This window comes from Bacillus sp. FSL W8-0770, from assembly GCF_038008705.1.
Lineage (GTDB): Bacteria > Bacillota > Bacilli > Bacillales > Bacillaceae_G > Bacillus_A > Bacillus_A cereus.
The window spans coordinates 3055482-3067962 of the sequence record NZ_JBBOZR010000001.1; the positions used below are offsets into that span (position 1 = coordinate 3055482).

Below are 12481 nucleotides of genomic sequence, written 5' to 3' on the forward strand. Positions count from 1 at the left end.
ATTAATTTATAGATATTATATATTTATAATTATATTTTCCACCACTACAGCTCATTTCCTTTTTTATAAAAAAAGACACAGAGATTCCTCTCCATGCCTACTAATTTCTTACCTTTTCACCGCATGTACATAATGCACCGTCTCAAAAGCTTTCAAATAATCGTTTCGTCCTTCAAAATATAATACATCAATATCCTCTGGTGATAAATGCTCATAAATGAGTAAGCACGCCTTCTCTAACAGTGCTTCCATTTCAGCATAAGAATAACATGATTTCATCGGTTCTCCGCCTACCGCAGCCATTTTCACCATATTTTCAACTCGATTGGACAGTCCCTTTTCTGTAAACAAGTTTTCATCGGGATAATCAAAAACGATAGAACTACCTGCCGGAACCATCTCGAATAAACATTCTAATAAACTAGCAAGTTCCTCTTTCGTTAAATAGTACGTAACACCTAAAAGGCTAAAGAAAGTCTTTTTATGTTCAAATCCTTCATTGCTTAACTGTTCATAGGAAAATCCTTTCGTAAAATCCATTGAAACAAAATGAAGGTTTTTTGGAACTTCAAGTTCTGTTTCTTTTATTCTTTCCTTCTTAAACACCTGCGTAGAAGGATGATCCACTTCAAATATTTCTATTTTATTTTCCAATTCTCGGTGTCTAAAACTGAACGTATCTAAGCCTGCACCGAGTATGACGTATTGTTTCGCTCCTAATGTAATTTCATGTAGTAATACTCTTTCACAATATGCCGCACGTGCTAAAGGTGTTGGTGATAACTGAACTTGCGTAATCCATTTTAATATTTCTTTTGGATTATCTTGAAACTGCTGTGCAATGTCTGTATTGAAGAAATGTATTCCTTGAACCATATTCGTTTCAATATTAATTCGTTCTTTTGGCGAAATGAACTCTTTAGCTACATAATCATCAAAGATTTTCGGATTATCAAATTCACTATGATATGCCCTGCTGAAAGCTGATACTAACGACGTTACACTTGCTTCACCTTGTTTCACGCACATACACTCTCCTTCATTTTCACAACAAAAATAGGGTTCCCCTGGCCAGGAGAACCCTATTATACACCTTATTTTTATATTGGTAAATTATAGCATAAATAAGTTTTTTTGTCAAGTTCCCAGCCTACTAACGCTCCAACAATTTGTGTAATCTCTAGCAGGAAGATTTCGATCTACACCGAATATTCCAGTTCATAACAATACAAATGGAGGGCGTCATGAAAAGATTAGTCATCATTACAGTTGGAAAAACACACAGTGGAAAAACTACATTTGCAAGAGCATTAGAAAAAGAGTTACCCCACTCTTTCGTTATGGATCAAGATAATCAAGCTGAATTTATTAACACGCATTATGAAAAATTACAGCCGACAGAAGGATCAAATACACTAAAGCACAGTCTTTCAAAATTCATTGTTGATTATGCGAAAGAACATACAAATTTACACCTTATTATTTGTAATTCCAATCGCAGTAAAAACGGAAGATTCTATTTACTAAACGAATTATTTCCACAGAATGAATATGTACGCATATTAGTTCATTTTGACATTCCAGATGATGTACTTTACGAAAGAGTGGCTCGAAGCACGCGAAGTACGAATATTTTTAGAGGTGGATATTCTAGTTTCAAAGAAGTACTTGATCGACAACAAACTGAATCACTTCACGATAATGTGGTAGATCCTGTAGAAAACGAGGCTGATTATTTGTTTGTTATTCGCAATAATAAAGATGTAAGCTTTACTATAGAAGAAATTGTTCATCTAGCTAAAGGTTTATCCCCTACCCCAAATAAGAGATTATAAAAATTACATAATCATAGATTATTATGCAAATCCTTCCTCTAAGCGCCTAACATAGTATATAATAATAAGATAATCTACTTCTATATGCTCATTTTTACACAAAACAGTTCATGCATATGAAAGAAAAGAGGTACAAAAATATGAAAACAAAACAAACAATCGCTGCGTCTACACTAGCTTTAGCAATGATTGCTGGCGCGAACCCTGCTCATGCGGAAGTAAATGATGCTACTCCTCAGCAAAGTACGGGAGATCGATTAGCTGAAATTAAGCAACATAAACAAGAGTTAGATGCGAAATTGCAGCAACACAAAGAAAACGTGGATCAAACATTGAATGAACTTAACAAGGTTAAGGAAAATGTTGATACGAAGGTGAATGAACTACATGAACGTAAACAAGTTGCTGATGAAAAAATTAACGAGATTAAACAACATAAACAAGAGTTAGATGCAAAACTTCAGCAAGACAAACAAATCGCCGAAGATAAAATCGCTGAAATTAAAGAGCATAAAAAACAAGTAGAAGATAAAGTTGCTGAAGTAAAAGAGCATAAGCAAAATATCGATAACAAAGTGAATGAGATTAAAGAACATAAACAAACTGTCGATGAAAAAGTGAATGAAATGAAGCAACATAAAGAGAACATTGATCAAAAGGTTAATGAACTTAAGGAAGTTAAAAAACAAGTAGATGAAAAATTAGCTGAGTTAAAAAAAGCGAAACAAACTGCTGAAGACAAACTCGCTGAACTAAAAGAAAACAAGCCGAATACTGGTAACACGTTAGAGGAACTCAAGAAAATTAAAGGCAATTTAGACAGTCTTTCTGCTAACTTAGAACTAGCTAAACAAGATGTAAAAAACAAACTAGCTGAATTACAAAAGGCTAGAGAAGATTTACTAAATAAAATTAACGAAATTAAACAATCGAAACAAACTGTTTCAGACGATTTAACAAAGAAAAAACAAGACTTAGATATTAAAATTAACGACTTTAAGCATACTGAGAAAAAAATTGACGACAAATTAGCTGAGTTACATACAACGAAGCAAAATGTTGATAACAAGATTAATGAAGTGTCACAGTCTAAACAAACGCAAGCAGATAATAGTACTAAAAACAATAACGCTAAAGAACTTCCTAACGCTGGTAGCGAGCAATCAAACAATATGGCTCTAGGAATGCTATCTGTATTAGGCGGGATTTTATTAATAACACGCAATAAAATTAAAACGTTATTCTCAAAATAAAGCCATTATACTTATTAAAAACAATGATACAAAGGCCAACCGCATATACGGTTGGCCTTTTTCTTTATATTAACTGTCCATCTCGAAGCGTCAATATACGATCACATACATCAAGCATTCTTTCATCATGTGTAATCATAATTGCTGCTTTTTGGCTCTCTTTCACTTCACGTTTCATCATTTCAACAACTTCACGTGCGCGTTTTGAGTCTAAGCTTGCCGTTGGCTCATCCGCTAATATTAAATCTGGGTTGTTCATGAACGCACGAGCAATTGCTACCCTTTGTTTTTCCCCACCAGGTAGTTGATTTGGATAATGATTTTTTCTTTCTCCTAATCCAAATGCCGCTAATAAATGATCCGCACGCTTTTCTGATTCTTGTTTACTTTCTTTTTTTAACTTAGCAATGTAAAGTAATTGTTCTTTCACATTTAAATATGGAACAAGATTTGCGAACTGGAAAATGAAGCCGATTTTTTTCAAACGAATGTCTGTCATTTCCTTTTCTGATAGCTTCGTAATATTTTGCTCACGAATGTAAATATCCCCTTTTGACGGTGATAATAGTGCACCCGCGATTGATAATAATGTACTTTTCCCTGATCCAGAAGGACCGACGATTCCGATAAACTCTCCAGCTTTCACATCAAGCGACATCGGATGAAGGGCTGTTACTTCCGTATTCCCTTCTCCGTACACTTTACTTACTTTGTCTAATTTCAATAATGAAGTCATTACATCCCGCCTCCAATTGCTTCTAATGCATCAACTTTTAATACTTGGTATAACGAAATAAGTGTTCCTAAAATACTAATTACGATAAAGATTGCTGCGTATTGTGCAATCATCGGTGTTGTTAGTAAGAATGGCATACCTGCTGGTAAAATTTGTTCTAACCCTTGTACAAGAACAATACTAATTACCATCGCAACGACTGATAAGAATAACGCCTGTACGACTAAACTATTTGCTAAATACGAGTTCTTCGTACCAATTGCTTTTAATACGCCTAATTGCTGTGTTTTTTGCAGTGTAATAACGTAGAAGAATACACCGATTAATAACGCTGCGATAACAAGTAAGAATGCAATGATCATCGTTAATGTTCCTTGCTCTTCTTTAAATCCTGGAATACTTTGCAGTACTTCTTTTTTATCGATAACGTGAGCATTTTTAATTTCTTTATCTGTATTCAGCACAATTGCACTATAATCTTTTTGGTTTGGTTGTGAAATAGATCCCCATACATCTTCATTTACATATACAACTGGTGTATGGCTAAACATTTGATCTTTCGTAAATCCAACGATTGTAAATTCTTTCTTTGAAACAGGATCAATAATTGTATCTCCAATATCGATTCCTTTTTCTTTAATGGATTCATCAGCAACCATTTCATTATTTGCTGTACCTAATTTCTCACCTTTTACAATGTTCGGTTCTAAAAATGAATCTCGTTCGCTTGAGAAAATAGCGATATCAACCTTTTTCGAACTATCTTTCTTTTCATATGTTGAAACTTTCACACGAAACGGAACTGCCTCTTTGTCACCTACTTGATTTACTACGTTATCTACATCGTCTTTCTTAATTTGTGAACGAAGTAATTTATTTTCCGCATCATCTGCTAAAACGAACTTATTTGCCTCCATATTTTGAATCGATGAAGCATTATCATATGATAATCCATTTGCTAATCCTGAAATAACAAGGACTAAAAATGATAATAACACCATAATCAATCCGATTAATCCGTATCGTAATTTTGATTGTTTTAATTCACGCAGAGCTAAAAACATTTCGCTCGCTCCTTCCTCTTTCTTTCTATGCACTTATCATAAAAAAGAAATATGAACGGAATATGAACAGAAGATTACAGAGGGTAAGATTTAATTTTCAGAAAGTATTGAAAATAATTGAAATCCTTGATACAATTCAGTCAAATAATCTTGACCGAGTAATTTCATTTAAGGAGTTGATCATTTTGAAGCCCGTATTAACACTAACTACTTATAGCCAACTAAAAGCATTAAGCGATCCACTACGTGCCGAAATGATGATACGTCTATGCGAACGTCCTTATACTGGACAATTACTATCTGAGAAATTCGGCATTTCAAGGGCGAAAATTCATTATCATTTAAAAGAATTAGAAAAGAATGGTCTTATAGAGATCGTTTATACAGAGGAAAAGAATGGGATTATTCAAAAGTTTTATCAATCTGTCGCGAAAGGCTTCACCCCTGCTACAGATCTATTACCTCATTTAGAGATAGTAAGCGAATCAGGTCGCCAAATCTTTTTACAAATGATAGAAAGAACGAAAAGCCAAATTCTCGCTGCACCAGAAGAAGCTTTTACATTACGAAATGCAAGTGAAGATCCAGCTAAGTGGAATTACGTTTCATCCTGCTGGGAATTTGATGCTACGCCAGAACAATTTCAAGTGTGGGTAAAAAAGTTTTATGAATTAATGGCTGAATTAAACGAAATTACAAAAGGTGCAGATAAAGATCCGAATAGTAAACCTTATTATATTTCTACTACTGCACTTCAAATCGCTGAGAGAACAATGCAGCAATTTATTAAAAAAGAAGAAAAATCGTAATACGATTTTTTTTACATAAACGGTCAAATTTATTTTACCGAATAAATTTATTATAAAGGAGTAGATAAAGTGGACATATTAAAAAACCGGAATTTCCTCTTATTATTTTTAGGAAGAATTTTCACCAACATAGGAGATAGTTTGTATTATGTAGCCGCGATGTGGCTCGTATACAAATTAAGTGGTAATCCTTTTTATTCTGGATTGGCTGGTTTCCTTACGTTATTACCTTCTGCATTACAATTTCTTACTGGTCCATTCGTTGATAGATGGTCCATTAAAAACACCCTCGTCATTACACAAGTTCTGCAATGCATTCTTATTTTAATCATTCCTATTACACACTACTTCGACCTACTAACAGTCCACCTACTACTCATCATCATGCCTATCGTAGCCTTTATTGAACAATTCGCCTATCCCGCACAATCAAAAGCTTTACCACTTCTACTGCATAAAACACAATTATTAAAAGGAAATTCACTCTTCTCATTTGCATATCAAGGCATTGATTTAATTTGTACGACGCTTTCTGGAATATTAGTAGCACTATTTGGCGCGATCACTTTATATGTAATTGACTCTTTCACATTCGCAATTACTGCCCTTTTGTTCTTTTCATTGAAAATACCAAAGCAAACCGAAACGGGCACATCACTTTCAACTAAACAATATTTCTCTGATTTAAAAGAAGGTTTTTCAATTGTCTTCCGTTCCTTAATGGGCGTATTCTTAATCGGTTCCGTTGTCGCTAATTTTTCAATCGGTATGACGATGGCAATACTCCCTTCTTTCGCTGATTCTTTAGGCGGTGTAAAATTATATGGTTTCTTTTTAGCCGCTATATCCGCCGGTTGTTTAATTGGAGCACTATTCAGTTCATGGGTTGGTAAACATAATGTTGGCCGTGTCTCCATTATTAGCTTTGCGACTGGCGCTTTCTTTTGGTTTCTCTCTACAGTTGTACCGTTTCAATGGTTATCCATTTTTTTATTCAGCTTAGCTTGGATACCAATTGGTGCGACCAACATATTATTTGCGACTATTGGTCAAATTGTAATTCCAAACCAATATCTTGGGCGTATCAATTCAGTCACACGAAGCATGGGCACAATTGCTATGCCACTCGGCTCTTTAATTGGCGGATACACTGCGAATGTATATAGTAGCCAACTCATTTTCGCGCTTGCTAGCATCGGGATTTTATTCATTTCCCTCGTATGGCTACTTCATCCGAAATTACGGGCTTTTCCAAAAGCTGATGAAATTACAGCGGATACTTTTGAGCTTCGGTTTAAAGAAGAGTGCGGGAAAGGTGCGGCTTTATAACAGAACAAACATAACCCCGTTCTAAATTGGGGACGGGGTTAAAAATATAATTATTTCATTTTGGATGTAAAATACTTCACTAAAAATATAACAATGAAGTCGTTTGAATATCTAAAATTTATTCAACAATAGCACCAACTAAAAGGTTCCGTTAACGCTTTGATGGCCATGCCCCCTGCATTTTCCTTAATTGAATAATTTGGCCTGTATGATAAGCATCATGAAGCATGATGTCCAGTAATTTACCTTCAAGTGAATTTTGTTCAAGCTCTCTTTCAGAAATTGCACTTAATACCTGTCTTAAATTACGCTGAGCATTTTCAGAGCGTTCAACGACTTCCTTCCATTCCGTATCATTATTAGATTGCTTAGTAAGATAAAAGGTGTCATTACCGTCAAGATTATGTGTCCATTCACGTCCTTCCAAGTTTGCAGCAAGTCTTTCTTTGTAATAAGTGAGATGATTAACATTCTCCCAAATGGTATTCGTTGTCTCTCCAGCTGGTTTCCACATAGCCTGTTCAGCTGTAAGTCCTTCTATAGCATGTTTAAACGGTGCATACCAACTCTCTTTGTCGAATGTTGAATCTAGTACGTTTAATAACAAGTCAATTCGTTTCAAAGTAATTTCCTCCCTACACAGTTCAAGTTTTAATACACTCCCTCTAACTCTGTAGAGGTTCTACATTTTTAAATAAACTTCCTCCTAATCCCACTCCATAAACTCATCCGATTATGCAATTAAAATGACTCATATTTTTTCACTTTACACATAGACTAACGAACAAAAAAGAGGCCGTTCCGAAACAGCCTCTTTCTTTCCATCTATTTAGGAAGTTCCACCCGTACAGTCGTCCCTTCCCCTTTCGTGCTATAAACTGAAACAGTTCCGTTATGCAGTTCAACAATCTTCTGCACGATTGATAATCCTAAACCGCTACCTTCTACGTTTCTTGCCCTTGCTGTATCTACTTTGTAAAAACGATCAAAAATACGATCCATTTCTTCTTTTTCCATACCAATTCCGTTATCCGATATAGAGATAATGACACTAGACTCTAACTCTTCGACAAAAAACTCAATCGTTCCACCATCGTTTGAAAACTTGATGCTATTCGTGAAAATGTTACTCCATACTTGATGAAGTAAGTTTTCATCACCTTTTATAGTGATATCTGGCACATCAAATTCAACGGCAATATCTTTCTCGCGCCATTTCCACTCAAGCATAAAAATGACGTCTTTAATTTGCTTCTGCAGATTGAATTCTCTTATTTGTAGAACCTTTTCCTCTTTATCTAATGAAGCGAGCGTAAGTAACTGTTTACATAAACTAGACATTCGCTTACTTTCGCCTTCAATAATTTGTAAGTAATGATTTCTTTCTTCCTCACTCATCTTTTCTGTTTGCAACGTTTTTGAAAAACCTTGTATGGAAGAAAGCGGCGACTGGAATTCATGTGAAACGTTCGAAACAAATTCTTGTCTCATTTCATCTAGTTCTTTAATACTCTTCGTCATCTTTTGGAAGCTTGTAGATAACGTTCCTATTTCATCTTTTCGTTTTACATCTAATTCAATTTCATATTCCCCACTCGCAATTTTTTGCGTAGCCTTCGTAAATTTACGAATTGGGCGAACGATGTAACCTGCTGCAATCACTATAAAGATAATGCTTAATAGTACGATAAACCCAAGTAATACCGCTAAGAAAATTCGCATCTCGCCAAATTGGTTCTGAATGTCGGGACGAATAAATAAAGCGTACTGTTTATCACCGTGTTGCACTGGTACACCGACACTATTTATTAATTCATTATCGAAAAAACCGGTAATAAAGAGACGCGTTGGATACGTAGAAACACCATTAAACGTTTCTCCTTGCAATACTTTATGAACAGTAGCATCGCTAATAGACGTCTTACGAAACGCATTACCGATACGCTTCCCATTCTTTTGATCATCGACAATATAAATTTCATACCCTAACTTTGCAATAGAATGCAAATACGTCTCTTGATTTTCTTCACTTTGCTTTTCATATAACGATTTAACTTCTTCCGCATACTTTAAAATCTTTTCACTATTATACGGTTTTAACTTCACTTGATAATATACGTTCGTTAATAAAAAGCCGATAATACTACTAAGTAGCATAATACCGACCGTCATAAATACAAATCTAGAATATAGTGATTTCATTTTATTTCAGCTCCAACTTATATCCGAGTCCGCGTACTGTCGTAATTTGAAAATCATCCGTTCGTTTTGAGAAACGATCTCGGAGCCTTTTCACATGAACATCAACTGTTCGTTCATCCCCTTCAAAATCCATTCCCCATACTAGTTCAATTAACTCTTCTCTTGAAAATGTTCTTCCAGGATAACTAGCAAGTTGTGATAATAGCTCAAATTCCTTTAAAGGAAGCAAAATTGTTTGACCGTTACACTTTACTTCCACACCTTTTCGATCAATTGTCGTTCCGTGCAACGTAATAATATCTGCACTCAGCATTTGATAACGACGTAATAAAGCTTTCATACGGAAAATGACTTCAGCTGGCTCAAATGGTTTTACGATATAATCGTCTGTACCAGAAATGAATCCTTTTTCTTTATCCACTAACTGGTCTTTCGCAGTTAATAAAATAACAGGAATATCATGATACTTCCGAATTTCTTCACATAACGTATAACCATCAACAAACGGCATCATAATGTCTACAATCGCAAGATGAATGTTTTCCTTCTCTAATACGTCTTGCGCTACCTTTCCATCTTCCGCCTCAAAAACTTTAAACCCCTCTTTTTGTAAATGATAATGCAATAACTCTCTAATATGTTTATCGTCATCAGCTAATAAAATATGTATCATCTTCATTAAACCCTCTCTCGTTCATCCTTCTACATCACTACATTAAGAAACAATTGGATTTTTTGCAAGAAAAAGAAAAGGATTCCTTAGAAGATACTCTTGTTATCATTGTGGTCAGCTGCTTTATTACTCTTATAACTTGGTGATGTTGTACTCTGGTGTACGAATAAGTGATCTATTACTTTTTTAGTAAGTGGCATAAAGAAATTCAGTAATAGCCCGCCTAAACAAACAGTTAATATAGTCCCAACACCAATTGGTCCATGTAAAATCGTTGCCATTATTAAGAATATAAGGTAAATACATGTTCGTGATATAAAGATATTCGTTCTAGTTAATTCTTGTATGATTAAAGTTAATCGATCAATTGGAATGGGAGCAAAATTTGTTTGTAAATATATCGCAGTTCCTAATCCTGTAATAACTAATCCGATTCCAAAATAAATCATTTTACTGTACCATATTTCAGGTGTAATTAAATTGCGTAATAAAAATAGCTACACATCAATACCAATACCCGTTATGAATGCTGTTAACAACCCTAGTATCTCTGGTCTATGTCTTTTTAAAATTGAGTTACAACATATTAATAATAAAGCTATTATTATTTCCCAGCTTCCCACAGTAAGTCCCACATTTAAAGAAAGTCCTACTAAAAGCGCATCAAAAGGTGACGTTCCAAGATCTGATTGTATTGTGAAAGAAATACCAAGGGTTAATATTAAAATTCCTAATACATAAAAAACATACTTCATTTTAATCAACCTCTTCATCGTTATTTTTGTTGCATTTACAATAAAAATATTTTATATTAAATGTAACTTCAAATTGTTGCATTTGCAATAAAAACAGAAGATAAGGAGTTCATTATGAAAGAAATTCTTCGTGAAATTGGCATGATTGCAAGGGCATTAGATTCTATTAGTAATATAGAATTTAAAGAATATGAGCTTACAAAAGGTCAGTATTTGTACCTTGTGCGAATATGTGAAAACCCAGGAATCATTCAAGAAAAGCTATCTGAGATGATAAAAGTAGATCGTACAACCGCAGCCCGTGCTATCAAAAAGCTTGAACTCAATGGATTTATCGAAAAGAAAGAAGATGAATCTAACAAGAAAATCAAAAAACTTTTCCCAACAGAAAAAGGGAAAAACGTCTATCCTTTTATTAAAAGAGAAAACGATTATTCAAATACTGTTGCATTAGAGGGATTTTCGGAAACAGAAGCGGAAACTATTTCTAACCTTCTTCAAAGAGTAAGAAAAAATATAGAAAAAGATTGGGAATTTGTAAAAAAGGGAAATAAGAGAGATTATTGATTATATAAAGGAGCGAACTATTAATATGACTACACATATAGAAAAGTGCACCCTTAAAGATATACACAAACTTCAAGAAATTAGTTATGAAACATTTAATGAAACTTTTAAACATCAAAATTCACCCGAAAATATGCATCATTATTTGGAAAAGGCATTTAACTTAAAGCAATTAGAAAAAGAATTATCCACTAACTCTTCTCAATTCTTTTTTGTCTACTTCAACGATGAAATTGCTGGGTATCTGAAGATCAATACTGATGATGCTCAGTCTGAAGAAATGGGCGATGAATCACTTGAAGTCGAGAGAATTTATATAAAGAGCTCCTTTCAAAAACATGGTCTTGGTAAACATCTACTAAATAATGCTATTGAAATTGCAATAGCAAATAATAAAAAGAATATTTGGCTAGGCGTATGGGAAAAAAATGAAAATGCTATTGCTTTTTATAAGAACTTAGGTTTTGTACAAGCTGGCTCTCACTCCTTTTATATGGGCGATGACGAACAAGTTGACCTTATCATGATCAAAACACTCATATAACTTTTTTGAGAGGTGGGCTATTATGTATATTCCAAAGTATTTTAAAGTCACAAATGTTGATGAAATTTGGGATTTTGTTCAAAAAAACTCTTTTGGAACAATCGTCACAACAAAAAAAGAGAAACCAATCGCAACTCATTTGCCTTTTGGGTTAACTAAACAAGGTGATGATTATTTTATTACTGGACATATGGCTTATGGGAACCCCCAGTGGAGAACATTTGAAACCTGTGAGGATGTTCTTATAATGTTTCAGGGACCGCACTCTTATATCTCTTCTTCTTGGTATGAAAATGAAGAAGTTCCAACATGGAATTATCAAGCTGTCCATATATATGGTAAAGCAAGTATTTTAGATAAAGAGGAATTAATAGATGAATTAACAACAATGCTGAAAAAATATGAAGAGCATCGTGAAAATCCAGTATTATGGGATAAACTTTCCCCTACTCTGTTAGAAAATGAACTGAAAGGCATAGTTGGATTTAAGGTTAAGGTGGGAGACATCCAGGCTGCATATAAATTAAGTCAAAATCGAAATGAGACGGATTATATTAACATTATTGAGAAATTGTACGATGAAGAAAATCCAGATGCAAAACAAATGGCGAAACTCATGGGGAGTAGATTAAAAAATCACATATAATCCATCGTTATTCAACTATCACATTTCAAAATTAAAGAACAGACTGGAGCGTTCTATCGGCAGTTTTC

General features: G+C 34.2%; 13 protein-coding genes and 1 pseudogene. 7 read left to right on the forward strand and 7 right to left on the reverse strand.

Features of this window, described 5'->3' with window-relative positions; genetic code table 11:
* Nucleotides 1–108 precede the first annotated feature (108 nt).
* On the reverse strand, nucleotides 109–1029 hold the full coding sequence (locus NST27_RS15640) for a class I SAM-dependent methyltransferase (RefSeq protein ID WP_080451362.1): 921 nt from the start codon (nucleotides 1027–1029) through the stop codon (nucleotides 109–111).
* A 215-nt stretch (nucleotides 1030–1244) separates the two neighbouring features.
* Between NST27_RS15640 and NST27_RS15645 the strand changes: the two genes are divergently transcribed.
* Both NST27_RS15645 and NST27_RS15650 read left to right on the forward strand, forming a co-directional pair.
* Nucleotides 1245–1835, forward strand: coding sequence for an ATP-binding protein (locus tag NST27_RS15645; RefSeq protein WP_000826991.1), 591 nt, complete (start codon nucleotides 1245–1247; stop codon nucleotides 1833–1835).
* 140 nt (nucleotides 1836–1975) lie between these two features.
* On the forward strand, nucleotides 1976–3088 hold the full coding sequence (locus NST27_RS15650) for an LPXTG cell wall anchor domain-containing protein (protein WP_000851000.1): 1113 nt from the start codon (nucleotides 1976–1978) through the stop codon (nucleotides 3086–3088).
* A 64-nt stretch (nucleotides 3089–3152) separates the two neighbouring features.
* Here the strand turns inward: NST27_RS15650 and NST27_RS15655 are convergent, their stop codons facing one another.
* Nucleotides 3153–3824 (reverse strand): ABC transporter ATP-binding protein, encoded by a 672-nt coding sequence (locus NST27_RS15655; RefSeq protein ID WP_061661932.1) that lies wholly within the window; start codon nucleotides 3822–3824, stop codon nucleotides 3153–3155.
* Nucleotides 3824–4888: an ABC transporter permease gene (locus NST27_RS15660; protein ID WP_000477744.1), complete on the reverse strand. Its 1065-nt coding sequence runs from the start codon at nucleotides 4886–4888 to the stop codon at nucleotides 3824–3826. The genes NST27_RS15655 and NST27_RS15660 overlap by 1 nt, the downstream gene beginning before the upstream one ends.
* Before the next feature lie 185 nt (nucleotides 4889–5073).
* Between NST27_RS15660 and NST27_RS15665 the strand changes: the two genes are divergently transcribed.
* Both NST27_RS15665 and NST27_RS15670 read left to right on the forward strand, forming a co-directional pair.
* Nucleotides 5074–5697 (forward strand): ArsR/SmtB family transcription factor, encoded by a 624-nt coding sequence (locus NST27_RS15665; RefSeq protein WP_000805790.1) that lies wholly within the window; start codon nucleotides 5074–5076, stop codon nucleotides 5695–5697.
* A 69-nt stretch (nucleotides 5698–5766) separates the two neighbouring features.
* Nucleotides 5767–7026 carry an MFS transporter gene (locus NST27_RS15670; protein WP_061661830.1) on the forward strand — a complete coding sequence of 420 codons (1260 nt, stop codon included), beginning with the start codon at nucleotides 5767–5769 and terminating at the stop codon, nucleotides 7024–7026.
* A gap of 151 nt (nucleotides 7027–7177) precedes the next feature.
* Here the strand turns inward: NST27_RS15670 and NST27_RS15675 are convergent, their stop codons facing one another.
* The 4 genes and pseudogenes from NST27_RS15675 to NST27_RS15690 all read right to left on the reverse strand — a co-directional run bounded on the left by NST27_RS15675 (nucleotide 7178) and on the right by NST27_RS15690 (nucleotide 10656).
* Entirely contained in the window at nucleotides 7178–7648 is a 471-nt protein-coding gene (locus tag NST27_RS15675) for a DinB family protein (protein WP_000821001.1), read from the reverse strand.
* A 203-nt stretch (nucleotides 7649–7851) separates the two neighbouring features.
* Nucleotides 7852–9228 (reverse strand): sensor histidine kinase, encoded by a 1377-nt coding sequence (locus tag NST27_RS15680; RefSeq protein WP_000839523.1) that lies wholly within the window; start codon nucleotides 9226–9228, stop codon nucleotides 7852–7854.
* 1 nt (nucleotide 9229) lies between these two features.
* Nucleotides 9230–9907 (reverse strand): response regulator transcription factor, encoded by a 678-nt coding sequence (locus NST27_RS15685; RefSeq protein WP_000781961.1) that lies wholly within the window; start codon nucleotides 9905–9907, stop codon nucleotides 9230–9232.
* An 80-nt stretch (nucleotides 9908–9987) separates the two neighbouring features.
* Nucleotides 9988–10656, reverse strand: a pseudogene (locus tag NST27_RS15690) (YczE/YyaS/YitT family protein).
* Between the two features lie 114 nt (nucleotides 10657–10770).
* Between NST27_RS15690 and NST27_RS15695 the strand changes: the two are divergent.
* From NST27_RS15695 to paiB, 3 genes are read left to right on the forward strand one after another with little or no spacing between them, the layout of a single operon-like run.
* On the forward strand, nucleotides 10771–11223 hold the full coding sequence (locus NST27_RS15695; protein ID WP_000658990.1) for a MarR family winged helix-turn-helix transcriptional regulator: 453 nt from the start codon (nucleotides 10771–10773) through the stop codon (nucleotides 11221–11223).
* Between the two features lie 25 nt (nucleotides 11224–11248).
* On the forward strand, nucleotides 11249–11767 hold the full coding sequence (locus NST27_RS15700) for a GNAT family N-acetyltransferase (RefSeq protein WP_000207068.1): 519 nt from the start codon (nucleotides 11249–11251) through the stop codon (nucleotides 11765–11767).
* Nucleotides 11768–11789: 22 nt separating this feature from the next.
* Nucleotides 11790–12413, forward strand: coding sequence for a protease synthase/sporulation negative transcriptional regulator PaiB (gene paiB / locus NST27_RS15705; protein ID WP_000275824.1), 624 nt, complete (start codon nucleotides 11790–11792; stop codon nucleotides 12411–12413).
* Nucleotides 12414–12481 lie beyond the last annotated feature (68 nt).